The organism is Kribbella rubisoli (assembly GCF_004217145.1).
GTDB lineage: Bacteria > Actinomycetota > Actinomycetes > Propionibacteriales > Kribbellaceae > Kribbella > Kribbella rubisoli.
The window spans coordinates 822,756-848,700 of the sequence record NZ_SHKR01000014.1; the positions used below are offsets into that span (position 1 = coordinate 822,756).

A 25,945-nucleotide genomic window follows, 5' to 3' on the forward strand; every position below is an offset into this window, starting at 1 on the left:
TGCAGATCGGGATGTTAGGGCCATTCGAGGTTCGTGCGGACGATGGCGGCATCGCCGACGTACCGGGCGCGCGGTTGCGCGCATTGTTGATTGCCCTGGCTCTCGACCCCGGGCGCGTGGTGCAGAAGGCGACGCTGGTCGACTGGATCTGGGGTGAGCAGCCGCCGGCCGATGCAGCGAACGCCTTGCAGCGCTTGGTTTCCCGGCTCCGGAAGGTGCTCCCGGAAGGGTCCGTCGAAGGGCACACGGACGGTTACCGGCTGCAGGTCGATCCGGACGCGGTGGACGCCGTACGGTTCGAACGACTCGTTGCCCGGGCTCGCACCGACCAGGACCCGCAGGGCGTCCGACTGCTCCGCGAGGCACTCGAGCTGTGGCGCGGTGCCGCGATGCAGGACGTCGGTCTCACTGAAAGCGGTGCGTTCGACGCGGCCGTGACCCGGCTCGACGGCCTCCGGCTGACCGCCATGGAGGATCGGTACGACGCCGAGATCACGCTCGGCCGCGGCGCCGAGATGGTCACCGAGCTGACCGACCTCGTCGCGGCCAACCCGGTCCGCGAACGCCTCGTCGCGGCGTTGATGCGCGCCCTGGTCGCCTCCGGCCGCGACACCGAAGCGCTCCGCGTGTACGAGCGCACGCGCGAAACGCTGGCCGACGAACTCGGCGTCGACCCTTCACCCGAGCTGTCCGCACTCCACGTCGCCCTCCTCCGCGGCGAGCTCGTACGACGGGACGAGAAGCGCAACACCAACCTCCGCGAAGAGCTCACGACGTACGTCGGGAAGGACGCCGACATCAGCGCCGTCCGCGACCTCATCGCCGAGCACCGCCTCACCACGCTCATCGGGCCGGGTGGATCGGGCAAGACGCGACTGTCCGCGGAGACCGCGCGTACGCTGCTCGGCGATCTGCCGGACGGAGCCTGGATGGTCGAACTCGCGGCCATCGGCCCCGACGGCGACGTGGCTCAAGCGACCCTGTCCGCGCTCGCACTCCGGGACGCGCTGCTGGGCGACGTACCGGAGGCGGATCCGACGGACCGGGTCATCGCCGCGGTCCGCGAGCGGGCGATGCTGCTGATCCTCGACAACTGCGAGCACGTGATCGAGTCGGCGGCGGCGTTCGCCCACCGCGTCCTCGGCGAGTGCCCGCGGCTGCGGATTCTCGCGACAAGCCGCGAGCCCCTCGGCATCACCGGTGAGGCGCTCTGGCCGGTCGCACCGCTCGCCGTCCCCGCGGACGGAAGCGAGATCGACTCATCGCCGGCCGTTCGCCTCCTGCAGGATCGCGCCGGCGCGGTACGCGCAGACCTCGCGTCGGATGCGCAGACCTTGGCCACGATGGCCCGTATTTGCAGGGCTTTGGACGGTATGCCGCTCGCCATCGAGCTCGCCGCGGCCCGTTTGCGCACGATGTCCTTGGAGCAGCTCGCCAACCGCCTCGACGACCGCTTCCGCCTGCTGACCGGCGGCAGTCGTACGGCGCTCCCCCGGCACCGCACGTTGCGCGCGGTGATCGACTGGAGCTGGGAGCTGCTGTCCGACGCCGAGCGATCGGTCCTGCGCCGACTCTCGGTCTTCGCCGGCGGCGCGAGCCTAGAAGCGGCCGAGCAGGTCTGCGCCGGCGGAGAGGTCGAATCCTGGGAGGTACTCGATCTACTGACCGCGTTGACCGAGAAGTCGCTCGTGGTCACGAAGGACGAGGGCGCTCCGCGGTACCGGATGCTCGGCACGATCAAGGAGTACGCGCAGCAGCGTCTCGACGAAGCGGGCGAGTCGGACCTGACCCGTCGTACGCATCTCGCGTACTTCACCGAGCTCGCCGAGACCGCGGACCCGCATCTGCGCCGTGCCGAGCAGCTCGAATGGCTGGCGATTCTCGAGCCGGAGCACGACAACATCGCCGCGGCGATGCGGGGTGCGCTCATGGCGCAGGAGGCCGACGGAGCGATGCGGCTGGGCGCGGCGGCCGGCTGGTACTGGTGGTTCGCCGGACACAAGGTCGAGGGCAACGAGTACCTGATGGCTGCCCCCGCCGTACCCGGTGAGGTCGCCGACGAGGTCCTCGCGGTGGTGTACGCGTTCGTCACGAACCTGATGACGTCCGGGCGAGGCCGCGACCAGTACAACGCGGAGGACTGGATCCGCAAGGCCGCCGACGTGAGCCGCCGGGTACAGAACCCCCACCCGGCCGTGAAGCTGTCGACCGCCCTGGAGCGACTGCTGGACGGACCGAGCGCGTTCGTGTCGGCGTTCGAGCCGTTGCTCGAAGATGACGATCCCTGGGTACGGGCGCTGGCTCGCCTGCAGACAGGCAAGATGCGGATCATGCTCGGCGACGGCGACCCGGAGGCGGACGCCCTGCTCGAGGCCGGGCTGGCCGAGTTCCGGGCGATCGGCGAGCGCTGGGGCATGTCGTTCGCGCTGACCGAACTGGCCGATCGGGTCGCCGTCCGCGGCGACTTCACCGCCGCCTGCGAGTACTGCGAACAGGCGATCGCGGTCGCCACCGAGGTCGGCGCGACGGAGGACGTCGTACGGACGCGGTCGCGGCAGGCGCAGCTGTACTGGCTGGCCGGTGACCTGGAGTCGAGCGCCGCCGCGATGGTCGAGGCACAACAGCAGGCTGAACGGGTTGCGTGGCCGGAGGCGCTGGTCGAGCTGGCGCTGTGCAAGGCGGAACTTGCGCGCTGGAGTGGGAACAACGACGAGGCGCGACGACAGCTCGCCGTCGCGACAACGATGCTGGGCCAGGAGGCCGAGCGAGCCAGCCTGCGGGCGGTCCGGCACGACGTCCTCGGCTACCTGGCCGAGGATCTCGACGAGTCCTGGGAGCACCGCACTGCCGCGGTCCAGGCGGCGACCGAGACCGGCCACATCCCGAGCATCGCGCAGGTGCTGGTCGGGATCGCGGATCTCGCGTTGCGCACCGATCAGGACGAGCAGGCCGCCCGGCTCCTCGCGGCGAGTGCCGTCGTCGCAGGTCTGCCGGACCTGTCCAACCCCGACCTGACCCGGATCGAGCAGGAAACGCGCAGTCGCCTCGGTGACACGCGGTTCACCGAGGCGACTGAGGAGGGACGGCAGGCGGACTGGTCGGAGTTGGTCCGGCTCACGCTCGCTTCTTGAAGGTCGAGGTCGCCCAGATGTAGCCGACGACCGCGATCCCGACCAGCCAGGCGAGTGCGGCGAGCAGGTCGCCGGTCGCCGCCGAACCGTTCAGCAGCCCGCGCAGGGACTCGATGATCGGCGTGAACGGCTGGTACTGCGCGAACTGCTTCACGCCCGGACCCATCTTGTCGGCCGGCACGATCGCGCTGCTGAAGAACGGCAGCATGATCAACGGCACCGAGGCCAGGCCCGCGGTCTCCGGCGTCTTCGCGAACAGACCGAGAGCGACGGTCAGCCAGCCGGTCGCCAGACCGAGCAGTACGACGATACCGATGACGCCGAGCCACTGGACGAAGCTCGCCGACGGGTTGAACCCGAGCGCGAAGGCCACTCCGATGATCGCCGCGATCGCGACCAGGTTGGTCATCAGGCTGGCGATCACGTGACCGGTCAGCACCGCGCCACGCGGCACATCCATCACCTTGAACCGGTTGATGATGCCCTTGGTCATGTCGGAGTTCACCGACGTGGCGACTGATCCCAGTCCGTAGCAAACCGCCAGCAGGAGCATGCCGGGCGTCGCGTAATCGACGTACGGAACACCGACGCTGAAGGCGTCGCCGAGCATGTAGACGAACATCAGCATGACCACGACCGGCATCAGTACTGCGTTGAAGACCGAGGTTGGGTTGCGGGCGATGTGCTTGAAGTTGCGGCGCAGCATCACCATCGAGGGGTTCTTCATTTCGCGACTACCTCCGCGGTGTCGTGGCCGGTCAGGGCCAGGAAAACGTCATCGAGATCAGGGGTGTGGACGGAGAATTCCTCGGCGTCGAGAGAGTGCTCGTCGAGGCGGTCGAGCAACGCGCGGACCGACTTGGTGCCGCCGTCACTCGGGACCCGCAGGGTCAGCGCGTCGTCGTCGCGGGTCGATTCGGGCATGATTCCGGCGGCGACGTCGAGGTCGTCGAAGCTGGCGAACCGGAACCGGACATGCGTGCCGGGGATCTGCCGCTTGAGCTCCTCAGGGGTGCCCTCGGCAACCAACTTGCCCTTGTTCAGTACTGCGATCCGGTCGGCGAGCTCGTCGGCCTCGTCCAGGTACTGCGTGGTGAGGAAGATCGTCACGCCGTCGGCCAGCAGCTCGCGGATGATCGTCCACATCGTCCGGCGGCTGCGCGGGTCCAGACCGGTGGTCGGCTCGTCCAGGAAGATGATCCGCGGATTGCCGACCAGCGTCATCGCGAGGTCGAGCTTGCGCCGCATCCCTCCGGAGTACGTCGCCGCGGACTTGTCGGCCGACTCCACCAGGTCGAAGCGCTCGAGTAGATCGGTCACGATCCGCTTGCCGTCCTTGGCCGGCACCGGGCTCAGGTCAACCATCAGCTGGAGGTTCTCGCGGCCGGTCAGCAACTCGTCCACCGCCGCGAACTGGCCGGTGACGCCGATCGCCGAGCGGACCGACTTGGCATCGGTGGCAACGTCGTTCCCGGCCACCCGGACCGTGCCGCTGTCGGCCTTGATCAACGTGGTCAACACGTTGACGGTTGTCGTCTTGCCGGCCCCGTTCGGGCCGAGCAGCGAGAAGACGGTGCCCGCGGGTACTTCGAAGTCGATGCCGTCGAGCACGGTCTTGTCGCCGAATGTCTTGCGCAGTCCTGAGACCGCGATCGCCGTAGTTGTCATGGGACTACCTTCGGCAGCCGCCCTGACACGCACCTGACACGCCGCCTACACCGTGTCAGCGGCCGTGACCATGCCCGTCTTGCGCTCATGGCGGTGCGGTGTCAGGGCTCCGGGCGAGAGTCGTCCTTGTCATCACCGACTCCCGCAAAGGACAGACATCATGCCGACCTTCGCCACCCCCGCGCCGATCTCCGCCGACGTCGACATCATCTTCGGCAACGTCACCGTCAAGGCCGGCGACCGGACCGACACCGTCGTCGAGGTCCGACCGGTCGACCCGGCCTGGGACCTCGACGTACAGGCCGCCGAGCAGGTCGTCATCGAGTTCACCGACGGGAAACTGCTGGTCAAGCACCCGAAGCTGCGGACGCTGTTCGCGAAGAAGTACGGCGAGGTGGCCGTACTGATCGAGCTGCCGACCGGGTCCGACGTCCAGGGCTACACCGCCAAGGGCGACTACGTCGTCGAGGGTGAAGTCGGCTCCTGCCAGCTGAAGACCGCGAACGGCGACATCCACGTCGGCAAGGTTGCCGGCGACCTGCGGGCCAAGTCGGCCACCGGCAACATCACCGTCGACGTGGCGAGGGCCGCGGTCAACGCCCGTACAGCCAGCGGCGACATCCAGGTCGGGCAGCTCGGCAACGGCGCAGCCGACCTCTACACCGCCACCGGCTTCGTTGCAGTCGGCGTACTGGCCGGCACCGCCGCCCAACTGGATGCCCACACCTCAATCGGCCGCGTGTTCAACGAACTGGACGCCACCGAGCCGACCGACCGCACCATCGCCGTACGCGCCCGCACTCACGGCGGCAACATCACCGTCCGCCGCGCATAACCAGCCTCAGCCAGGCCTCAGCGAGGGCCGCATGCTGCGGTGGTGAAGTCACGGCGCCTCGGTTGGCACCGGCAGGGGATGACCGGGCACGGTGGTGTCGGTCGCAGGTAGTTCGCCGGTCAGGAGGTACTTCGTGCCGATCGCGTTCGCTGCGGGGTTGACCGCGGCGAGGCGGTTGGCGAATACGCCGTGTTTGCCCGAGTCCCTTTCGGTGACCAGGATCGAGGTCGGCAGTGCCTTGTGCATCTTCAGCGCACCGGCGTACGGCGTGCCCGGGTCACCGATCGAGTTGAACATCAAGACGCCGGGCAAGCCCTCACCCGTGATCTTGAGCCTGCCGGGGCTGTCGAAGGCCCAGCTCTGGCAGGCGCTGCCGCTGGTCCACATGATGTACCAGGCGAACTGCGACGTCCGGGCGAGCTTGTCCGCGTCGTGCTCGTACTTCGCCCGGTTGCGCGGCCCGTGCGAGTCGGCGCAGATCACCGAGGTGAAGATCGCGTTCGCCTGTTCGCCGTCGGGGCTCAGGTCGGGCGCGGCGATGTCGGTCAGGATGCTGTCGTCCCCGTCGACGACGTACGCGCTGAGTGCGTCGGTGAATCCGATCCAGCCGCCCTCGGCGAACATCGCGCCGTACGCCGTTCCGAGCAGTTCGCTGCCGCCGACGTCTCCGTGCGGCTTGGTACGGAAGTCAGTGAGCGTCTTGTTCCAGGCCGCCCGCACGGCCGGCACGGTCTTGCCCAGGTGGAACACGTTGTCGTACTTGGCAACCCATGGCAGGTAGTCGTGGTCGAACCGCTTCTGGAACGCGGCCGCCTGATCGAGCCAGACCTGGTACCAAACCTCCTTCGGGGTCGGATCCATGTTGCCGTCCAGAATCATCCGGCCGACGTGGCGCGGGAACAGTTGCCCGTACACGGCGCCGAGATAGGTGCCGTAAGACAGGCCCAGATAGTTGAGTTTCCGCTCGCCCAGCGCGGCGCGGACGGCGTCCATGTCACGAGCCACGTCGACCGTGCCCAGGTGAGGGAGGATCGCCGTGTTGTTGGCCTGGCAGTCCTCCGCATAGCTGCTCCAGAGCTTCCACAGCTGATTGCGGCTCGCCTTCGCGTCCGGGTCCGGCTGCGGGGCGCCGAAGTGATCGGGAGCCGCGCAGCTCACCGGCGCGCTCAGAAACACGCCACGCGGATCGAATCCGATGATGTCGTAGGCATCCAGAACGGCGGTGTCGAGCTGGGTGAAGCCGGTGGCGTCCGGTCTGGACAGCGATCCGGCGTACGCCGCACCGCTCACGCCCGGGCCGCCCGGGTTCACCACCAGCGAGCCGATCCGCTTCGCAGGTTTGTTGGCCGCGTGCTTGGTCACCAGCAGCGAGATCTTGGCGCCGTTCGGACGCGAATAGTCCAGCGGAACCTTCAGGGTGGCGCAGGTGAGCGCCGGGTACGGCTCGGCGATATCGCTGGGACAGGTGCCGAAGCTCAGCGCCGAGTTCCTTGCTTCGGGAGGGTTCGCAGCGGCCGGCACGGCTGGCGCGATCAGGGCAAGGGAAGTAGCGGCGGCCAGAACCCATCGGAGACGCATCTGCGAACCACCTTCACCACGTCGAAGCAGCCTTCCGCAAAGTATCGCGCGGCCAGCTTGCGCGTTGACACTTTCCGATATGGGCATATGATTTTGCCATGGTTCGAACCGAGTGGAGGAACTGATGGCCGGCAAGGTGTTCTTCGGCGTGACGATGTCGCTGGACGGTTTCATGGCACCGGAGCACGTGCCGGCCGAGATCGTCTTCACACCCCGAGGTCAGGACGATCCGGGGGCCCAGCGCTGGTTGAGGAAATGGTCGGAGCTGCAGTCGTGGGCGTTCCCGCAGCGCCACTTCCGGGAGAACCTCAAGCTCGGCGAGGGCGGTGAGGAAGGAGTCGACAACGACCTCTCGCAGGAGACGCACGAGCGCATCGGCGTCAACATCATGGGCAAGCGGATGTTCGAGGCCGGCGAGCTCTCGTGGCCGGAGGAAGCGCCGTTCCACACTCCGGTGTTCGTCCTCACCCACACCGAGCGGGAGCCGTGGGAGCGGCCGGGCGGCACGACGTTCCACTTCGTCACCGACGGCATCGAGAGCGCGTTGTTCCAGGCCCGCGCGGTCGCCGGCGACCGCGACATCCGCATCTCCGGCGGCGCCGAGACGATCCAGCAGTACCTGGACGGCGGTCTGATCGACGAGTTCTCGATCTCCCTCTCGCCGGTGCTGCTCGGCACCGGGATTCGCCTGTTCGACCACGTGGATCCGGACCGGATCGCGCTCGACCAGACGCGTTCGGTCGCGTCGCCGCGGGTGACTCACCTGACCTACACCACGTCGAAACGGTGATTCGTTCCCGTCATGTCAAGGCGGCTCTGCCGGCTCCGACCAGTTGGTGAGCATCTCCCATCCAACTGAAGGAGCGACACCATGTCCGAGGTCAGAGTTCACAACCTGTCGATTTCGCTGGACGGTTTTGCGACCGGCGAGGGTCAGGCGCTGGAGGCCCCGTTCGGGCACGCCGGTGAGCGGCTGCACGAGTGGCTCGTCGGCACGCGGTTCTTCCACGCGGAGGACAACTTGTCCGGCGGTACGCAGGGCGCCGACAACGGGTTCGCCGTACAGCACAACCCCGGCATAGGCGCCGAGATCATGGGCGCCGGCAAGTTCGGCCCGCCGGGATGGCAGGACGACCCCGACTGGAAGGGCTGGTGGGGCCCGAACCCGCCGTTCCACACGCCGACCTTCATCCTCACCCACCGCCCACGCCCGTCGATCGAGATGGAGGGCGGCACCACCTACCACTTCCTCGACGCCACCCCGGCCGAAGCCGTCGCCCAGGCCCGCGAGGCCGCCGCCGGCGCCGACGTACGCATCGGTGGCGGCCCCACCGTGGTCCGCGACTTCCTCGCCGAAGGCCTCATCGACTACATGCACGTAGCCCAGGTCCCCATCCTCCTGGGCCGCGGCGTCCGCCTCTGGGACGGCCTCGAATCCCTCGAACAGACCTACACCATCGAGCCCGTCTCAACCCCGACCGGCATAACCCACCTAACCTTCACCGCGAAGCGCTAAGTCGTGGCCGTCCAGTTCGTGGCCGCCCAGTTCGTGGCCGTCCAGTTCGTGGGCCCAGGCGGTCATGGTCCGGGCGGTTGGTGAGTCCGGGCGCAGTTTGGTCCAGAGGCGCAGGAAGGGCCAGACGATGTCGGTGCGGTGGAGCTCGATCGCTCCCCAGACGGCGTCCTCGAATCCCTCGTCGTCGGGGTCGAAATCGTCGGCAGTGGCCAGTCGGTGGTACGTCGCCTGGGCCGCGTCCGGCCCTTCGGTTGCAAGGGCTTCGGCGACCGGGCCGGCGAGCGAGCGCTTGGCGATGCGCAACTCCGTCACTCCGAGGTCTCCTCCGCCGAGTGTGACGTCGAGTGCTGCCTTGGCGATGGATGAGGCGGGGACGGTGTTGGAGTTGGCGAGGACGACGACGCCGGTACGCCGCTCAGGCACGAGCACGAGACGTGCTCCGAAGCCGGGATCGAGTCCGCTGTGGCTCAGCGTTCGATACCCGAGATAGCTGCCCACGGCCCAGCCGAGCGCCATCGCCTCCTCCCAGGGAGGATTGCCGACCTGCACGACCGGCTGCGACATGAGGTTGAGCACGCCACCCGATTCGAAGTACGCCATCAGTCCGCGGGACAACTCGATCAGGTTCGAGTGCAGGGTCGAGCTCGGCGCATGACGCCTGCTGTACGGATACGCATCACCGGGCATCACCAGCGGCATCCCCACGTGCGGCGAGGCGGCCAGTTCAGCGGGTACGTCGGCGCGCAGGAACGTACTCTTCTGCATCCCTAGCGGTTTGAGGATCTCCCGCCGTACGGCGTCCTCGAACGTCGCGCCTGTCGCCCTCGAAAGGACCAGGCCGAGTAGCTCGTAGCCAGCGTTGGAGTAGGAGAACGCCGGGTTCTTCAGCCGCCAACTCGACAAGCTGCGAGCGAACTCGCTCAGCGCGTCGTCGCCGAGCTGGGGGTCGTGCCAGCCGTAGTCCGAGACGTCGGGCAGACCGCTGGTGTGACTCAGCAAGCCCCGCGCCGTGACCTCCCCCTCCCGGCCGTCGGCCAGCGTGAACTCTGGCACCCATTCGGTAATCGGAGCGTCCAGATCGAGCTCTTTGCGAACGATCGCCGTCGCGACAAAGGGCTTGGACACCGACGCCAGATGGAACATCGTCTCCGGCGTGACCGGCGTACCGCTCCCAACATCGCGCACTCCGAACCCGCGCGAGACGACCTCGCCATCCCGCACGACCGCGACGGCCAGTCCCGCGATGTCATGCGAGCCGACAAAGCTCTCAACCAGCGGCCACAGCCCTTCCTCTACGCCGTCCATCACCCGACGGTACGCCGTCACGCACCTCTCGCGCCTGGTCATTTGCCCTTAGCAGCAAGGGCATATATCGCATGACCCGATCGGGCGGGCTTGTTACTGTGCGCGGATGACTTCCCAGCGCGCCCTCCTGCCGCGGTCGACACCGGCCGCCGCGGGCATGTCGTCGACGTCGATCCTCGCGCTGCTGGACGAGCTCGAAGCGCAGTCCATCGAATGTCACTCGCTCATGATCGTGTACCGCGGTCAGGTCGTCGCGGAAGGCTGGTGGACGCCGTACTCCGCCGAGCGCCCGCACCTGCTGTACTCGTTGACCAAGTCGTTCACCTCGATCGCTGTCGGACTCGCGATCGCCGACGGGCTGCTGTCGCTGGACGATCGGGTGGTCGACGTACTGCCCGACCACGTTCCTTCCGGCGTCTCGGAGCAGGGCCGCCGCATCACCGTTCACCACCTGCTGTCGATGACGGCCGGGCACGGCAAGGACAGCCTCGAGGAAGCGTGGGAACTGGAGCCCGGGGATCTGGTGAAGGGCTTCCTGCGCGTCTCGTTCCCCGCGGCCGAGGGGACCCAGCACGACTACGACAACGCGACCACCTTCATCCTGGCGCGGATGGTCGAACGGGTCACCGGCCGCGAACTTCCCGAATTCCTTGACGAGCGCCTGTTCAAGCCGATGGGCATCGAGGGTGCCGAATGGGACCGCGTGGCGAGCGGCGCCGCCTTCGGATTCCACGGTCTGCATCTCACAACCGAGGCCATCGCGGTCTTCGGCGAACTGCTACTCCGCGGAGGTCGTTGGGGCGACCAACAACTGGTCCCTCGCGAATGGATCGAGCTCGCAACTCGACGCCACATCGACACGCTCGCCCTCCCCAACTGGGCGGTGAACCCCGACTTCACCTCCGGCTACGGCTACCAGTTCTGGATCTCGCGCCATGGGTATTTCGGTCACGGCTCCTTCGGCCAGTACTGCGTGGTCGTCCCGTCCCACGACCTCGTCATCGCCCTGACCGGCGCCGTCGGCCCAACAAACGCCGTACCCGGCCTCTTCTGGGACCACCTACTCGACACCGAGGCGACCCCCGAGAACGACGCCCGCCTGGCCGACCGCCTCCGCCAACTCTCCATGCCACCCGTGCCAGGCAGCCTCGGCCCCGACCGCTCCATCAAGGCAACGATCGACGCCTCCGCCGACAATTCCGCCCTCCCCGACGGAACCCCGGTCACCGTCGCCCCCACCTCCGACGGCTGGCTCATCCACCTCGGCCCGTCCCTCACCATCAAGGCCGGCCACAACGAGTGGCACGAAAGCTCCCCCCTCGGCCGCCCAGTCATCGCCTCCGCCGCCTGGCAGAACGACACCTACACCGCCGACCTCTACGTCATCACCACGCCCCACCGAGTCCACCTAACCGTCAACGGCCCCACCGCCACCGCAACCTGGAGCACCGTCCCCCTAACCGGCCCCAACCTCCCCCTCCACCTAAAATCCCCCCTCATGACCAGACCCGACGTCTCGTAGGTTCATCCGTAAGCTGTCTCGCACGATGACTACGCAGCTGACGGTGGCCACGCTCAACATCCGCGGGCTCCCGCTGAAGGGCACCCGCGTTGCCGGACGGTTCGCGGCGATTGCGGCCGAACTCGACTCCAGCAAGATCGACCTGATCTGCCTGCAGGAGGTGTTCGACTATTACCACCTGAGACTCCTTCGCCAAGGGATGCCGTCGTTCACACAGGTGGCCTATCGGCCGTCGCTGGCCGGCCCCAGAGGTGGCTTGGTCACACTGTCGCGGCAGCCGCTGTCCGACACTGCGTACATCAAGCTTCCGCAGCCTTCGCGCCGGTCAGGCCTACCCGTTCGAGCGCGCGTGAATGCGCTGCACAGCGGACTGCTCGCCGTCCACCTGGCCGGCAGTCGGATCAGGGTGCTCAACGTCCACCCGGCGGCCAACACCGACGGCGACTGGTCGGAGCACAATCGATTCCGCCAACTACAGGGTGACCAACTCACAGCCCTCGGGCAGGTTGTCAAAGCCAACATGGCAACGACTGTCGTGTGCGGAGACTTCAACGTCGCCCGGATCAGTACGTTGCATCACGCCCTACCTAGCTGTCACGCCCCCGGCCTCCAACTCCAGACCGATTCATCTGACCCATCACTCGCTGGGCAGGAGGTGACAGCCGCCGTTTCAGAGTTCCGGCAGCCGTCGGAGGCAGAACGTCCAAAACGCCTTCCCAGCCGGTCTTCGCTGCGATGAACACCGGAGACTGTCGCTTACGCGCCAGCATGAAGCGATCAAACACCTCGCAATCCGTCTCGCTATACCTACTGACCGCCCGACCGCTTCGGATTGCTTCGGATTGCTTCGGCCAGCCTGATCATCTTCGGCACATCCTTCTGACGAACAACACCACCGATGGTGCCGAACGTATGGAGCAACGACCGCGGGTCGATCGTCTTGATCTGCTCTCCGAACAAGGGCACGGCGCGCGGTGCGAAGAAGGTGCTCGGCACAGGGAACCTCAGTCTGCGATGGACCAGGTACGACTTCTCGTGGCGCGGGCGAAAATCGACATACACCTCAGCCGCGACCGTATCGAGCTTGATGGGCAGGACCGCGTTCCTCGCAGACTCGCTGTACGACTTGACCAGAGCCAAACGATCCCGCGGCACGAGAAGGTCCACGTCCGGGATTCGCTGCGTCGGATCGGCCGCGCGTCCAGGAACTTCTGCCGCCGAGCCCGATCCACCCTCACCTGTCGCGCTCACCCAGAACCTCCCACCAATGGCGAGGTGGTGCGCCGAAGCCATCCGGCGGCGGACAGACGGGTAGCACCGGCGTCGGTCTGTGACGCTCCTCCGCGCACCGGGCGAACGGGCCACCATCGCTGCAGAGTTGGACGAGATTGGGGTCGAGGTAGTTACGGATCCAGTCGGCAACACCGTGGATCGGATCCAGCGAGGCGACCTCCCAGCTACGCCACAGCGCATCCAATCTGAGAACCGCCTCGGGGTGATCCCACCACTGGGCGCACCATCGACCCTGCTCAGCGCACCGTCCGAAAGTCAGCACGAAAAACTCGTGTACCCATGACTCGAGATCAGCGAACCGGGGCCGGAATCCAGACGCCGGCGCACCTTCGCGGCGGCTGCCGTACCGCAGCCCGTCCATGGCCTTACGCAATGCTGCCAGATCTGCCGCGTCGTGATCCGACTGCTGTGCTCCATCACCGTCCATGCCATCTCCCCAGATCAGGTCACCTTCTGGCGCTCATTCGCGTTCCTTGAGGCTAGCGAGCCGAAGCCTTCCTGAACGGACCGATTGCCTTTCTGTGGATAACCTCCCGCCAGCCCAGCAGACGCTGAGCCCCGAGTCCCGCTGACGTACCTCGTCCGGCAGCTGAGTCGAAGAAACTTCGAGGGCCGATGTCGGATCGTGTGGAGGGTGGTCGTAGTCAGGTTGAGAGGCCGCTCAAGACGGGGGGCCGATGGAGAAGGGCAACACCTCATCATGACGATCTTGACGGAGCCAGCAGTCCGCACCGGCCGGTCCAGTCGGCTGATGTGGGCGATCCTGGCCCTGGTAATACTCGCCGACGCTCTCGACGTGATCGATGCGACGGTCACCAATATCGCGGCGCCCACGATCGCGGCCGAACTCGGCGGCGGGGTGAGCCTGGTCAAGTGGCTCGGCCCGGCGTACATGCTCGCGATGGGCGTCCTGCTCGTCGTCGGCGGTCGGCTGGGTGACAAGTTCGGCCAGCGCAGGCTGTTCCTGATCGGGATGGGCGGGTTCACGCTGGCCTCGGCGGTCGCCGGGTTCTCGCCTGATCCGACTCTGCTGGTCATCGCGCGGGTTGCGCAGGGAGCGTTCGGGGCTCTGCTCATCCCGCAAGGCATGGCGATCATGACGAAGGCGTTCGATCGCGAGATGCTCGCCAAGGCGTTCGGGTTGTTCGGCCCGATTCTCGGTCTGTCGAGTGTCGCCGGCCCGGTCTTGGCCGGGTTCATCATCAGCGCCGACCTGTTCGGTCTGTCCTGGCGCCCGATCTTTCTCCTCAACATCGTCCTCGGCGTTGCCGGGATGATCCTGGCCGTGAGGATCCTGCCGCGTGATGACGACGGCGACCGGTCGACGGTCGTCGACGGCTGGGGTTCCGGCGTACTCGGGATCGCGATGCTTGGGCTGCTGTACGGACTGATCCAAGGCTCGACCAACGGCTGGGGCGTCATCTCGATCGCCTCGATGGTCATCGGCGTACTGTCCTTCGCTGCCTTCGCCTACCGTCAGCGCACCGCGACGCACCCGCTGATCACGCCTTCGCTCTTGAAGAACCGCGGCTTCACGTCCGGATTGCTCGTCTGTCTGGTCGCCGTCGCCGCCGGCACCGGTCTGCTCTTCGTACTGTCGCTGTTCCTGCAGGAGGGACTGCAGGTCAGCCCGAAGAACGCGTCGCTCGGCCTGATGCCGCTCACCCTCGGACTCGTCGCCGCCGGCTTTGCCGCCATGGGAGGCCTCGTCGCCAAGCTCGGACGCCGGCTCGTCTTCATCGGCCTCGTCATCGACATCGTCGGGTGCGGTTGGGTACTGGCCCTCGTCGCACACTCCGGTACGACCCTCAGCCTCTGGGCGCTGGCCCCGGCGTTCTTCGTCATCGGCGTCGGCATCAGCCTCAGCTTCGCCACGATCCCTGTCGTCGCCCTCGGCACCGCCAAACCCGAGGAGGCAGGCAGCGCCAGCGGCTCCTTCAGCTCGATCCAGCAACTCGCGTCGGCAATCGGCTCGGCCGCAGTCACGTCGATCTTCTTCCGAGCCACAACCCCAGGTCTGGCCCACGCGATGGAAATAACCCTGATCGTCGTACTGGCCCTCACCGCGCTAACCCTCCCCCTCGTCACGTTGATGCCCCGCCAAGCCGCCGAAGACTGAGGTGTCAGGCCGGGCTCAGTACCGGCTCGAGGCGGACCAGGCCTTCGGGCAGGGTGTCAGCCCATTCGGCTGTATCGGCGGTGACCCTAAACAGGCTGACCGGAATGAACACTTGAGCTTGCGCGTCCGAGCCGGTGCCGAAGGACTCCACGCGCCACTCTCGCCAATGGGCGTGCAGGACGTCGTACACCTCGTCGATCTGAGCACGGGTGAACCGACTGGGCACCACACAGAACTGACCTGGCAGCTTCGGGGACAACAATCGAGTCACTGCGTCCACGTCGGTGGCGGCGACAACGAGGACTTCCTGACCTTCGGAGGGACGGAAGATCACCGGATGGACCACCTCTCCGGGCGGTTCCAGGGCGCGGAGGTCCAGGTCGAGGTCCACCACACCGTGCCGCCAGCCACCGGGCGGCGGCGGGCACGGTGGTTCCCTCCAAACTGCACGTGACTCCGGCCTAGGGACCTCCCCCGAGAACGAGTCGACCTCGATGCTCCCGTCCCGCCAGATCCCGACCACCGAGATGTAGCTCAGTCGGCGGTTCGATGCCGAGTCGACAGGGATCGCCTCGGCAACCAACCCGATCAACCGAACCGACCGATCCGACTTCCACCCCGGTTCTCTGCGGATCGGAGTCAGAACGCGAGCCACGTCCAACCAATCACCGTCCGCCCCGCTCACCAACCGCCCCCAAGTCCGAACCCTGTCCCCCACCCCAAACACCAAATCCCCGGCCGCCATAACTCCATGTTGCTCCGCCCAACCCAAGATCCGACTTCCCTGCCCCGCGTGCACCGCACATCAGCCAGCTAGGCGGTATGCCGGTCCAGCGCGTCCATGGCAGACAAACGCCTGACGCATGGCACCCGGATGTCCGGCATATGTCCGGTGCGGATCATGGTGATGTCCGCCCGCCTGGCCAGAAGCTTCTCGGCACCAAGTGTGCCAACCGCAACGGTGGGGTGACGCTAAGTGATACCGGAACTGTGGTCTCTCTGGCTGGTGGCCAGCGTGCTGTACGCCTTCATTCTGCGCGACATCGCGCGGGAGGTGCGCGGCGAATGACGACAATCACCCGACCCCCGCTTCCCACCGACAAGCGCGTTCGCGTCTGGTTCGGCGTACACGTCATCGCGGACTACACAGGCGAACCAGCCGCGGCCCTCCGCTATCAGGCCGCGATGAGCAGACGTTTCGCAAGCCTCCGAGTAACCATCGAGCCGGCAACCGGGCCGCTCCTGCTCGGATATGCCCGGCGAGACCTGTACCTGTCCGATCCACACATCGAAGACATGAAGCAGGAACTCAAAGCAATCGCCAACCTCGAGGGCTACACCATGGGCCCGGTGTACGTCGAGGATCCAGCCTCGGCTCCGGCCGCCTTCGATGCCTTGATCGAGTCGGTCAATCGTGACCAGATCACCACGGTCCTGCTGCCGGAGTGGCGCCACCTGGCGCTGCTCGGCGACCCCGCAACGATCAAGCAGCAGTTCGAGCGAGTCACCGGCGCACACTTCCTGCTGTACGAACCCGCACCTTGACCGACGGCGACTACCGAGATGCGGCGGATCGCCCGCCAACAGGTCCGTCATCAATCTCCCTGTCCGAGCTCTCCTCCCTGTGGCGGGCTCGGACAGGGACCCACAATCCGGCTGGCGCGGGACGCGAAGACGAGCCCGCCCTGCGCCAGCCGTTCCAACCGCGACCGAGTGCTTCAGAAGCAGAACGGGTGACCGGCCGGGTCGGCGTACACGACGTTCTGAAGGTGGATCGCGCCCAACTCTTCGGCACGTGCCACTGCCGCCTTGGCCGCCGGAGTTTGGAAGTGCGGAACTTCGTGGTCCACCGTGAACCGGTAGTCAACGTGCAGCTGTGCCGGATAAGCAGGGTCCGGCCACCGCGGAGCAGCGACCTGTGCATGCTGAAACGCCAGGTCCGGCAGCTCATCGTCGTCAAGATCGATCACGACTCGCTCTGGTGAGTCCTCGGCTCTCTCCTGTACGCCGAGGAATCCCTCGTAGAACCGCGCCAGCGCCCGCGGACTGAAGCAGTCGTAAACCAGACGCTCAACCGTCGGCGCTACAGACGGACCCGGGTACAGACAGAACGGATGTCCGGCGGGATCGGCGTACACCCGATGGTCCGCGTCGTCCTGAAGCAACGTCCCGCCGGCACCAGTGATGTGGGCACCCGCGCCGTCCAGATCCTGCACAGCGATATCAAAGTGAATCTGCTGCGGGCACTCCGGATCGCGCCAGCGCGGCGGCCTCTCATCCGACCACCCATCACCATCGAAGCCAATCCGGAACTTAGGACTCCTCGCCACGAAGAACGTCCCCCAGGCGTCGTACCGCTCCCAACCCAGCACCTCCCGGTAGAAGCCGGCCAACACCATCCCGCCGTCCTCACCACCGAGCACCTCGGGACACCCAACGTAGACAGTCATCCCGGCATCATCCGCAAGAAGATGCACCACCTCTGCCTCCCGACCATCCGCCTCACCAGTCCGCGTGCCTTGGCCGCCTGGGGCCGACGCATTCATGCGCCGCGGCCGATGGTACGGCGGTTACATCGTCGACCTCTGGACGCGCCGGACCTACTTCGGCATTCGCCACCAGGCCTCCTTGTTCGACTACGCCCCCGCCGACAAGGTCACCACCATCGATCAACAACTGGCCCGCTACCAGCGCTGGATCGACGCGCCTTGGTGGCGGGCCCTCCTCCCCGGAGACCCCGTCCGCTGACGTTCTCGGCACCCAGGCGTCTGCTTGGATGGGCGGTGATGATCAGGCAACCAATTCTGTTCTTGACCGTGGGACTTCCATGCACCGGGAAGACCACTGCTGCACGGCGCATCGAGGTCGAGCACGGAGCCCTTCGCCTCACGAAAGACGAATGGGTGAAGGCCCTCTACGGCCACGAGAACCCGGACTCGGCCCAGCGCGTGATCGAAGGACGGCTGATCGAGATCGGGCTGCGCTCCCTCGAGCTCGGCAACAACGTCGTGATCGACTACGGCCTCTGGAGCCGAGATGAGCGCTCCGCTCTCCGTCAGGCTGCAGCAGACCTCGGCGCGAGGGTGGAGATGCTCTACTTCGAACTCCCCGCAACCGAACAGCGAAAACGACTCGACCAGCGCCAAGCCGAAGCGCCCCACACAACCTGGCCCATGTCTGACGAGGAACTCGCCGAGTGGTCCGCCAGCATCGAGATCCCAAACCCAGGCGAACTCGACGGCACCGAACCCATCGACGCCCCACCACCCGGCTTCACAACCTGGGACGCGTGGCGCACCAGCCACTGGCCGCCGACAGTCTCGTGACGTTTCCAGGCCGCGGGTCGGCGCCCATTTTCCCTTACCTATAAGGCGCTCTCGCCTACCGGCGGTTACGGTGGCGAGCTTCCAGCAGACCGAGGCGTCGCAGAGCGCGCTCGGCCACCTCCTGCGGCTCAAGAGTGCTGGTGTCGATTACCAATTCGTCCAGATCCGCTGCCTCCAGGCGAGCGGCTATTTCATCGCAGCGCTCCAGATGCCACTCCAAGGCTGACGTCTGGCGCTATAGCGGCCCAACTGGCGCGGCCCCACTGACCGGTCGCACTCCCAGACTGCCGCTATGTTGCGAGCCTCAACCTGAGCATTGTCCTGCTCGGCCGGCGGCCAGGACCGACGGAACCAGTCAACGTCCATCAGACTGAAGGGCCGACCTGCTTCGCGAGTAGATCACCCACATGATCAAGAACAGATGACTCACATGATCAAGAGCGGACAGTCCGCAGCCGGCTAGCCGGCTGCGGACTGAACGGCGTACAGGAGACTCGGCAGGCTGCCCGGGTGAGCCAGCTTCAAGTCTGCGAGATCACCGGGCCGGAACCAGCGAAGATCGTCGTGCTCCTCAGGAGCCGCGTTGACAGGTACCCCTTCCCATCGCGTGACAACGAACGCGTGTACGTCGAGCGTGGGGTCGCTGACCGCCATCGAGATGGGCACGGGTTCGTGGACGCGGACACCGAGTTCCTCGAGGCACTCCCGCTTGACGGCATCGTGAGGCAACTCGCCCGACTCGACATGCCCGCCGACCAGGTCCCAACAGTCGGGATACCACCGCCGCGACGGATGCCGATGCACCAGGAGCACAAGGCCATCGCGCACAAGCGCAGCCACTGAGATCGAAACCGGGGCAACCATGCCAGCACCCTAGACGCGAACACAGACACATTCCGCGCCGCGCTCGTCGTCCCCATCGATGTAGCAGATCAGTGCTCCACAGTTGGTGTAGAACAGCTGAAACGGTTGCTAGTCAACGACGCCACAGGACACGACAAAGGAGTCAAGCGATGACGCGTCCCCGGTGCCCGCGCCACACAAATCCGTCGCACTCGACTCGGGAGGCGTTGTGAAGCTCCTTCTCACCTCCGGAGGCATCACGAACGACAGCATCCGCGATGCGCTGGTCGACCTTCTGGGCAAGCCGATCTCCGAGTCCCACGCGCTCTGCATCCCCACCGCGCAGTGGGGCCACCCAATGCTCGGGCCTGCCACGGTACGACGCACCATCGCCGCCGAGCCTCCGTTCGACAAGATGACCAGCCTGGACTGGGCATCGTTGGGAGTCCTCGAACTCACCGCACTGCCCAGCATCGGCAACGAGCGGTGGATACCCTGGGTCCAAGAGGCCGACGTGCTCCTCGCCGAGGGCGGCGACACGACCTACCTGTGCCACTGGATGCAGCAGTCAGGCCTGTCGAACCTCATCCCGTCCCTACCCGACACAGTCTGGGTAGGACTCAGCGCCGGCAGCATGGTCATGACACCGCGAATCGGCAAAGACTTCGTCAACTGGCCTTCAGCCCCCGACGACCGCACGCTCGGCGTCGTCGACTTCTCGATCTACCCCCACCTGGACCACGAACAAATGCCGAACAACACCCTGGCCAACGCAGAACGCTGGGCCGCCGACATCGCAGCCCCGGCCTACGCCATCGACGACCAAACCGCCATCAAAGTAACCAACGGCACCACCGAACTAATCTCCGAAGGCCACTGGAAAGCCTTCCCCGCCTAGCCACCAACTCATCCACGGCCGCGTCCCACACACTCGAAGCCGCCAGCATCAGCTAACGCGCGACGGCACGTCCGTAAGGTGGCCAGGTAGGCAGGGCGCGCCGCTGACGAGTAGACACCGCGGAAGCTGCAACACGGCTTCGTGTCCATCCTTTCCAACCGAGGAACGCCGATCGATGACATGGCCAGGGGCTACTTGGCCTTCACCTAAGGCGATACGGCGAGCAGCGGACGCGCTGCCGTGGTGGCGTTAAACTCGGCGGGCATGGGACTTCTCACCTTCAGCCTCAACGTGACCCTGGACGGTTGTGTCGACCACCAGGAGGGGATCGCCGACGATGAGACGCATGCCTTCTTCACCCGTCTCTTGGACGAGGGCGGGGCGATGCTGTGGGGTCGCGTCACCTACGAGATGATGGAGGGCTATTGGCCGGCCGTCGCCCGCGGCGACGAGGAAGCGTCACCGGCCCTGCGCGAGTGGGCAGTCAAGCTCGATGCCAAACCCAAGTACGTGGTGTCCTCGACGCGCAAGGATTTCTCGTGGGCCAACACCCACCAGATCGCCGGTGATCTGCGCGAGGGCGTGCAGAAGCTCAAGGACGCGACGCCTGCCGGAGTCCTCCTCGGAAGCGGCAAGCTCGCGACCGAGCTCGACCGGCTGGACCTGATCGACGAGTACAAGCTGCTCGTCCAGCCCATGATCGCCGGCCACGGCCCGACCCTGTACCAGGGCGGGCTGCCCGCCACGCGCCGGCTCGAGCTGCTCTCGGCGGAGCCACTCCGCAACGGCGTAGTGGCCATGCACTACCGCCGCGCGCGCTGAATCCCAGAAGCCAATCGCCGCCAACCCACCGGCAGCGCAGCATCCCCCTCGCACTCACCGCGCACCGCCGAACAACTCCGCGAAGGCAAGGGGGCTCACTCCTATACATACAAGGGGTTTTGGCGGTCCTGATTGTTGCGGGTGGTTCGGTGGCGCGCCGACGCGGCCGCCGTCGATGTCCGGTGCCTGGACTCGGTTGACCCTCAGCTCAGGGCTTCGTGACACCTGCGGGAAAACCATTGGTGCATGTGTAAGCGCGGCGTCACCCTGGATGACATGCATCTCACCTTCCAGCATGATCCGCGCGGCGAGAGCCTTACGTTGATCCGGCGGGCGGACGGCGCAGTCTTCACGCTCTCGTCGTACACACGCAAGTGGCGCGTACCGCACGACCTCTCGCATGCGGTGACCGAACGGGAGCTCGGCATCGCCGACGGAATCTTCGGCGTGATCGCGGCAGGCGCGGTCTTCTCCACCATGACTCAGATCGAGGGCAAGGCGCGCTACGACGCGAAGGTCCGTAGCGACCGCATCTTGAAGGCCGCTAAGGGTGTCGGTGTCAGTGAGGCGATCGCGGCGGTAATCCATGAAGCCGTCGAGAAGCGCCAACCGACGCCGTACGCCCAAGTGCGCGAGAGTTGGGGAGTCATCTCTCAGGATCCTTGTCCGTATCCGGACGAAGACATCAACCGCGCTACAACGGTGCTGCGCGAACTGGGCGAACAGTGGAGCGCAACCCCCGAGCCCCTGCAGTTCCCGTGGCCGACCAGGCTACGGGCCACCGACCCTAAGAGCGCGCGAGTCCGGGCGCGATAGGACCCAATCAGACACTCCCGCCACGACCTGGGCCAGAGGTTGCGCGCCGAGCGGATTCTGTCGGCGGTCATCAGTACTCTCAGCATGTGTTCTCCGCTCTTTTGCCAGGCGTCCGTGAGTTCCGGACGCCTCTTGTTACTGGCGCGCTCTGGGTCGCGTGTGCATGGATCCTGTTGGGCGCAAAGGTTGCCGACAACAAGTCGACAGTCGCGTTTCTCCATCGATCTGACCTCGACGGGCTGCCATCCTCTGTATGGCTGGGTGCCGGCGTCTTGCTGGTGTATCTGGTCGGAAGTCTCCTGGTGGTTCGTAGATCGCCACTCAGGCTCGTGAGCGTAAGGATGCGGTCAGAGGTCACGAAGGTCATCGAGCGGCTCGACTTGGACGTCGAGCCCAAGCGTGCGCGCTTCCGGCCGGTTTGGCGATGGTGGCGTCGAGCGGGGTGGGGGCGCTTGGGATTTGCCGCCCGTAGGTTGGGTGAGGGATTTTCTGGTCGCCTTGACGCTGTTGATTCATGGCTGCACAACGAATTTCAGAGTCTAATGTCCGATGGACGGGTACCGGTAATGCGATCATTCCGTGGCGGTTGCGACGCACCGACTGGATTTCGGGCATTCTATTCGACGGAGTCGATGACTCCGGCTCATATCGAGGAGTACGAGGCAGCGCGAGATGAACTGCTTGAGCAGTTCATTCGCCAGATAAAGCGGGACCAGCCCGCGATTGAGGTCCGTATCCAGATGCGTTTCCCGGAGGTTTACGCAGAGATCGATCGCCTAAAGGTTGAGGCTGAACTTCGGATGTCGATATTTTGGCCGTTGCTGATTCTGTCTGGAGTCCTCGCCACCGCCTGGTCGCCTATTGCGCTCGCTCTTCTCGTCGCCCCGCCATTTCTGCTGCGCGACGGATTCAAGAGGATGCGTGAGGCGTCGGAGAAGACATGGGGCGCACTGATGGCGCGCGAGGTCTCTAGTCCAACCTTGGATGCGATGGACAGCGCGAAGCGTGAGAAGTGCCTGAGCTTCGCGGGTGCCTTCGGCGAGCCAGATCCGCCCGCGGTGATGGCAGCAGACCAGCGACCGATCGCGGATCTGAGCGGTCTGAGCACTTGACGGTTACGTGTCAGGCGAAACGGCCTGTCGTCTCACATCACCTCGATAGCTGGTGACTTGGGGTTTGGTGCGGTGCGAGTCAAGGGTCGGAGATCCCGGAGGGACGCCGTAGGCGCCCTGAGGCGTGCCATGTCGGAGAGCGCGCTCCCCCATGACCCTGTCAGGCGATGCGGGAACCCTGGGCTGCGTGAATGAGAACGGCGCGGATCCGTCGGTCCACAAGGCATTACGCGGTACCGGCCATCCGAATCATCGCGGCCATTGCGTCGCTGTAGTGTCGGTTTCGACACACCGCGCCCAGGACTACGGCGTCCAGGGGTGTGCTGGCAGGCTCGACAGACGCCTCGCTCGCTCGATCTGACCAGCCTGCGTACTCGATACGGGGTTGGAGGAACACATTCGACCCTCCCCGCTTCCATCGGGCGTGCCGCTCATCCGCTGCACTACCGCTCGGGATGATCCGAAGAGCTGACATGTTCGCCTGAAGAGCCTCATACAAATCTTGGGCTCCGACTACCCATAACGCGTCGAGCACAACGGCGGCCAGGTAGCTCGAGCGCCTCAACTCCAAGCCGGTTAAGGTTGTAGCACCAGCCACGAGCCGTTCGAATTGTGTCTGTTCGGCCTCGTCCAGGCCACCAAGGCCGAGACCATCCTTCTCCGGATCATGTCGATCGAGTAGCCACGTCGTGACGTTGCGCATGAACTGAACTGCGGTTGGTCGATCGTGATGTGCTAGCACCACGATGAGCGGCACGAGACTGGCCGCGAACTGGTCTGACGGTGGTCGCGCTGTGCCTGGATGATCTGAAGCCAACACGCTTACCGCGGCCGCTGCCCGTGCAGAGACGGCAGGCTCACCCACTAAGGCGAGAAGGGCGAAGACCTCAGCGAGCCGACAACATGTTGCCGGATAGGTGATGATGAACCCGACGTCCATGATCGCGTCCGCCAGGTCTCTCGCGCTGCTCAGCAGTGGAGCGGCCTGATTCAGTAACTCAGTCGCATAGGACGCAAACAATCTCAGCGCAGTACCTGAAACTGGCGATTCGACGAGTTCCGCAGTCGGTGGTGACCAAGCTGCGCGATAGAGATGCAACGCTGTGAGCGCTGCCAGGTCCAGACGTCGGGCTGCCAAGAGCTGGATACAGATGAGCGACGTCTCCATCGAAGCTCGCGCGAGGCGACGTTGGTCATCGTCGCCGATCAGCCACTGTCGGGTGTGGCGCTCCAAGCTAGGCTCGGTCACCTTCTGGCGCGCAATGGCCCCGAGCAACGCGCTCAACTCGTCCTGAACACCAATCTCAGTGAGTCCGAGCAATGGGTCGAGACAGAGCCAGTCCAGCAAGTTGGAGCGGTCCCATACTTCAAAGCCGGCCAGGCCCCGCCTCTCACAGGCTTGCCGGAACTCTTGGGCGTCGACAGGTGCGGCACCCTTCAACCGGCCAGTGGTCACAAGCACAGCCACTCGCGGCAGACTATCGTCAAAGTTGGGGTGAGCCCTGGTGTTGTACTCGCACTCCTCAAGCTGTGGCCGGATCGATCGCCAATCACCTTGCCCAATGTCGCCTGCCTTCGACTGGATCGAGTACTGTCTGACGTTCCCGCGCTCGTCGGTCCGCTTGGCGATTACGTCCTTGCCAAATTCGAATGCGCCATGCAGGAAATGGACGTCCGTAAAGCCCCGGGCAGCTAGCAGGGCAAGTAAAGGGCCATCGAGCTCTCGCTCGGTGAGGGAGTCAAGGAAGGTCCCGACGACGCCGCGAAGCATCCCACTCCTCCTTCCGCCGTTCGAGCACCCGCGTCATGCGTGCCTCTTGCTCAGGAGTTGGCGGGTTGCCCTCGAGCTCTTTCGCGATGGCAGGGCTGACGACCATAAAGAGATTTGATTTGCCGTTCTCATCGAACGACATGTCGATCGTCTCAAGCGTTTCAATCATTACGTCATAGTAATCACGACCCTCGGCACTGACGACTTGTCCTGACGCTTCACAGACCTCGCTGATGTGCTCAAGCATTCCGCGCATCATTTGAGAGCCCATCTCGTCCGCAAGATTGAATAGCAGTCCCAGAAACGCGCCCACATCCCCCATGAGGACGTCGTCCCGGTCGGCAGTTACAACGTGCATTACCTCAATGCCGCGATAGAGTGGCGACGCCAATACTTCTGCACCAGGCGAATGTTCCTCGGGCCTTGGCAGGTCAGCAACTCGTTCGCGGCGGACCGCCGCGAGGATTGGGTGGAGCTCGCGACTGATCGAATCGACAGCGTTGCTGACCCAGCTCGCGGCTCCCGCCCCGTACTCATGCGGCATCGCCCACAGCTCGGCTTCCGACATGTCGCCTCCCAGATCTCTGGCCCAAGACCGAGCCTACGAGGCGGTGCCGACAATCTCCGACGGCAACTGCAAGATTACTGCCGCGTCGCACTCAGAACGGTGCAGACCAGAGCAATCGGCTTTGACGCCCCGACAGTACGCCCAGGGTCCCGAGTGTCAGGTCACCTCGAACTGCCGTCCGGAGAGAGTCCTCGCCCCGGAATCGGCAAGCGATACGAAAGCACATATCGCTCGGACCAGACGACGATGTCTGCAGTCTCCCACCGGATGGTCACGCTCGTAGTAGGTGCGCTCAATGACCAGAATCGGCAGTCTGACGGCACCACAAGCGTTTCAGCCTCGCAGGGACGAGCCGCACGACCGGTCACGTCTTCGCCGACGTGCGTGATGTGCACGCCGATGGTGTCCATCCTGGGGACTCCGCGTGGGGTCGAGCCGCCTTCAAGGTTCTCGATCGGAGTGCCGCGAGTTAGCGCGAGAGGCTCAAATGACGTGGCTAGCAGCACGGGCTCACCGTCGGCGATAAAGCGATAGCTCGTGCGCATGACCGGATCGCCTTGCTGGATCTCAAGCCGATGAGCGATCGCCTTCGAAAGCAGTGATGCGGCGGCTCTGGAAGCCCGACTCCGGGACTTGCCCCCGCCGATACTGCCGCCGCGAAGGGCGAGGACGTTGGCCGGTCGGTGTAGAGGCTGCCTAGCGCTCTCCGATTCGGAGGGCGTAGTGCTGTCGACGGCGGGTGAAGACTGACCCTCTAGCGACGGCTGGAAGTGGACCCCTGCGTGACCCTGTGAAGGGTGATGACAGTGGAGGACTGGGCTG

At 65.6% G+C, this 25,945-nt stretch carries 26 protein-coding genes; 14 read left to right on the forward strand and 12 right to left on the reverse strand.

Annotated elements, in window-relative coordinates:
• Positions 1–11: 11 nt before the first annotated feature.
• Complete coding sequence (locus EV645_RS29440) at positions 12–3,131, forward strand: AfsR/SARP family transcriptional regulator (protein WP_242000732.1); 3,120 nt, start codon at positions 12–14, stop codon at positions 3,129–3,131.
• On the opposite strand, the gene EV645_RS29445 is transcribed toward EV645_RS29440, so the two are convergent.
• Together EV645_RS29445 and EV645_RS29450 are read right to left on the reverse strand one after the other, a co-directional pair.
• Entirely contained in the window at positions 3,115–3,858 is a 744-nt protein-coding gene (locus tag EV645_RS29445; protein WP_130447251.1) for an ABC transporter permease, read from the reverse strand. The two genes, EV645_RS29440 and EV645_RS29445, sit on opposite strands and share 17 nt — an antisense overlap.
• Positions 3,855–4,799, reverse strand: a complete 945-nt coding sequence (locus tag EV645_RS29450) for an ATP-binding cassette domain-containing protein (RefSeq protein WP_130447252.1) — start codon at positions 4,797–4,799, stop codon at positions 3,855–3,857. Before EV645_RS29450 ends, EV645_RS29445 begins: the two co-directional genes overlap by 4 nt.
• Before the next feature lie 160 nt (positions 4,800–4,959).
• Between EV645_RS29450 and EV645_RS29455 the strand changes: the two genes are divergently transcribed.
• Positions 4,960–5,634, forward strand: coding sequence for a DUF4097 family beta strand repeat-containing protein (locus tag EV645_RS29455; RefSeq protein WP_130447253.1), 675 nt, complete (start codon positions 4,960–4,962; stop codon positions 5,632–5,634).
• 48 nt (positions 5,635–5,682) lie between these two features.
• Here the strand turns inward: EV645_RS29455 and EV645_RS29460 are convergent, their stop codons facing one another.
• Complete coding sequence (locus EV645_RS29460; RefSeq protein WP_198681916.1) at positions 5,683–7,212, reverse strand: alpha/beta hydrolase; 1,530 nt, start codon at positions 7,210–7,212, stop codon at positions 5,683–5,685.
• A 112-nt stretch (positions 7,213–7,324) separates the two neighbouring features.
• Between EV645_RS29460 and EV645_RS29465 the strand changes: the two genes are divergently transcribed.
• Complete coding sequence (locus EV645_RS29465) at positions 7,325–8,002, forward strand: dihydrofolate reductase family protein (RefSeq protein ID WP_206751457.1); 678 nt, start codon at positions 7,325–7,327, stop codon at positions 8,000–8,002.
• 81 nt (positions 8,003–8,083) lie between these two features.
• Positions 8,084–8,728, forward strand: coding sequence for a dihydrofolate reductase family protein (locus EV645_RS29470; RefSeq protein WP_130447256.1), 645 nt, complete (start codon positions 8,084–8,086; stop codon positions 8,726–8,728).
• On the opposite strand, the gene EV645_RS29475 is transcribed toward EV645_RS29470, so the two are convergent.
• On the reverse strand, positions 8,705–10,033 hold the full coding sequence (locus EV645_RS29475; RefSeq protein WP_157997177.1) for a serine hydrolase domain-containing protein: 1,329 nt from the start codon (positions 10,031–10,033) through the stop codon (positions 8,705–8,707). The genes EV645_RS29470 and EV645_RS29475 overlap by 24 nt on opposite strands.
• Before the next feature lie 106 nt (positions 10,034–10,139).
• On the opposite strand from EV645_RS29475, the gene EV645_RS29480 reads away from it, so the two are divergent.
• Complete coding sequence (locus tag EV645_RS29480) at positions 10,140–11,555, forward strand: serine hydrolase domain-containing protein (RefSeq protein WP_198681917.1); 1,416 nt, start codon at positions 10,140–10,142, stop codon at positions 11,553–11,555.
• A 25-nt stretch (positions 11,556–11,580) separates the two neighbouring features.
• Positions 11,581–12,294 (forward strand): endonuclease/exonuclease/phosphatase family protein, encoded by a 714-nt coding sequence (locus tag EV645_RS29485; RefSeq protein WP_130447258.1) that lies wholly within the window; start codon positions 11,581–11,583, stop codon positions 12,292–12,294.
• Positions 12,295–12,362: 68 nt separating this feature from the next.
• On the opposite strand, the gene EV645_RS29490 is transcribed toward EV645_RS29485, so the two are convergent.
• Both EV645_RS29490 and EV645_RS29495 read right to left on the reverse strand, forming a co-directional pair.
• Entirely contained in the window at positions 12,363–12,806 is a 444-nt protein-coding gene (locus EV645_RS29490) for a hypothetical protein (RefSeq protein WP_130447259.1), read from the reverse strand.
• Complete coding sequence (locus tag EV645_RS29495; protein ID WP_130447260.1) at positions 12,790–13,275, reverse strand: DUF4913 domain-containing protein; 486 nt, start codon at positions 13,273–13,275, stop codon at positions 12,790–12,792. Before EV645_RS29495 ends, EV645_RS29490 begins: the two co-directional genes overlap by 17 nt.
• A gap of 273 nt (positions 13,276–13,548) precedes the next feature.
• Between EV645_RS29495 and EV645_RS29500 the strand changes: the two genes are divergently transcribed.
• Positions 13,549–14,967 carry an MFS transporter gene (locus EV645_RS29500; protein WP_198681918.1) on the forward strand — a complete coding sequence of 473 codons (1,419 nt, stop codon included), beginning with the start codon at positions 13,549–13,551 and terminating at the stop codon, positions 14,965–14,967.
• Between the two features lie 4 nt (positions 14,968–14,971).
• Here the strand turns inward: EV645_RS29500 and EV645_RS29505 are convergent, their stop codons facing one another.
• Complete coding sequence (locus tag EV645_RS29505) at positions 14,972–15,358, reverse strand: hypothetical protein (RefSeq protein WP_130447261.1); 387 nt, start codon at positions 15,356–15,358, stop codon at positions 14,972–14,974.
• Positions 15,359–16,032: 674 nt separating this feature from the next.
• Between EV645_RS29505 and EV645_RS29510 the strand changes: the two genes are divergently transcribed.
• Positions 16,033–16,512, forward strand: coding sequence for a hypothetical protein (locus EV645_RS29510; RefSeq protein WP_130447262.1), 480 nt, complete (start codon positions 16,033–16,035; stop codon positions 16,510–16,512).
• A gap of 173 nt (positions 16,513–16,685) precedes the next feature.
• Here the strand turns inward: EV645_RS29510 and EV645_RS29515 are convergent, their stop codons facing one another.
• Positions 16,686–17,417: a VOC family protein gene (locus EV645_RS29515; protein ID WP_157997178.1), complete on the reverse strand. Its 732-nt coding sequence runs from the start codon at positions 17,415–17,417 to the stop codon at positions 16,686–16,688.
• 94 nt (positions 17,418–17,511) lie between these two features.
• Here EV645_RS29515 and EV645_RS29520 point away from each other — a divergent pair, with 94 nt between their 5' ends.
• Both EV645_RS29520 and EV645_RS29525 read left to right on the forward strand, forming a co-directional pair.
• The gene (locus EV645_RS29520) at positions 17,512–17,715 is read left to right on the forward strand and encodes a hypothetical protein (protein WP_130447264.1); all 204 of its coding nucleotides are present in this window, start codon (positions 17,512–17,514) and stop codon (positions 17,713–17,715) included.
• Between the two features lie 68 nt (positions 17,716–17,783).
• The gene (locus EV645_RS29525) at positions 17,784–18,293 is read left to right on the forward strand and encodes an ATP-binding protein (RefSeq protein ID WP_198681919.1); all 510 of its coding nucleotides are present in this window, start codon (positions 17,784–17,786) and stop codon (positions 18,291–18,293) included.
• Positions 18,294–18,752: 459 nt separating this feature from the next.
• Here the strand turns inward: EV645_RS29525 and EV645_RS29530 are convergent, their stop codons facing one another.
• The gene (locus EV645_RS29530) at positions 18,753–19,157 is read right to left on the reverse strand and encodes an NUDIX hydrolase (RefSeq protein ID WP_130447266.1); all 405 of its coding nucleotides are present in this window, start codon (positions 19,155–19,157) and stop codon (positions 18,753–18,755) included.
• Between the two features lie 208 nt (positions 19,158–19,365).
• On the opposite strand from EV645_RS29530, the gene EV645_RS29535 reads away from it, so the two are divergent.
• The 4 genes from EV645_RS29535 to EV645_RS29550 all read left to right on the forward strand — a co-directional run bounded on the left by EV645_RS29535 (position 19,366) and on the right by EV645_RS29550 (position 22,784).
• Entirely contained in the window at positions 19,366–20,034 is a 669-nt protein-coding gene (locus EV645_RS29535) for a Type 1 glutamine amidotransferase-like domain-containing protein (protein ID WP_130447267.1), read from the forward strand.
• Positions 20,035–20,298: 264 nt separating this feature from the next.
• On the forward strand, positions 20,299–20,856 hold the full coding sequence (locus EV645_RS29540; protein ID WP_130447268.1) for a dihydrofolate reductase family protein: 558 nt from the start codon (positions 20,299–20,301) through the stop codon (positions 20,854–20,856).
• Between the two features lie 276 nt (positions 20,857–21,132).
• Positions 21,133–21,672 (forward strand): hypothetical protein, encoded by a 540-nt coding sequence (locus EV645_RS29545; protein WP_130447269.1) that lies wholly within the window; start codon positions 21,133–21,135, stop codon positions 21,670–21,672.
• 452 nt (positions 21,673–22,124) lie between these two features.
• A complete protein-coding gene (locus tag EV645_RS29550; RefSeq protein ID WP_198681920.1) occupies positions 22,125–22,784 on the forward strand; it encodes a hypothetical protein in 660 nt (219 codons plus the stop codon).
• A gap of 226 nt (positions 22,785–23,010) precedes the next feature.
• Here the strand turns inward: EV645_RS29550 and EV645_RS29555 are convergent, their stop codons facing one another.
• From EV645_RS29555 to EV645_RS43435, 3 genes are all read right to left on the reverse strand, one after another.
• On the reverse strand, positions 23,011–24,555 hold the full coding sequence (locus EV645_RS29555) for a hypothetical protein (protein ID WP_130447271.1): 1,545 nt from the start codon (positions 24,553–24,555) through the stop codon (positions 23,011–23,013).
• Entirely contained in the window at positions 24,524–25,123 is a 600-nt protein-coding gene (locus tag EV645_RS29560; RefSeq protein ID WP_130447272.1) for a hypothetical protein, read from the reverse strand. Before EV645_RS29560 ends, EV645_RS29555 begins: the two co-directional genes overlap by 32 nt.
• Before the next feature lie 161 nt (positions 25,124–25,284).
• Complete coding sequence (locus EV645_RS43435; RefSeq protein WP_422386649.1) at positions 25,285–25,770, reverse strand: UTRA domain-containing protein; 486 nt, start codon at positions 25,768–25,770, stop codon at positions 25,285–25,287.
• Between the last annotated feature and the right edge of the window lie 175 nt (positions 25,771–25,945).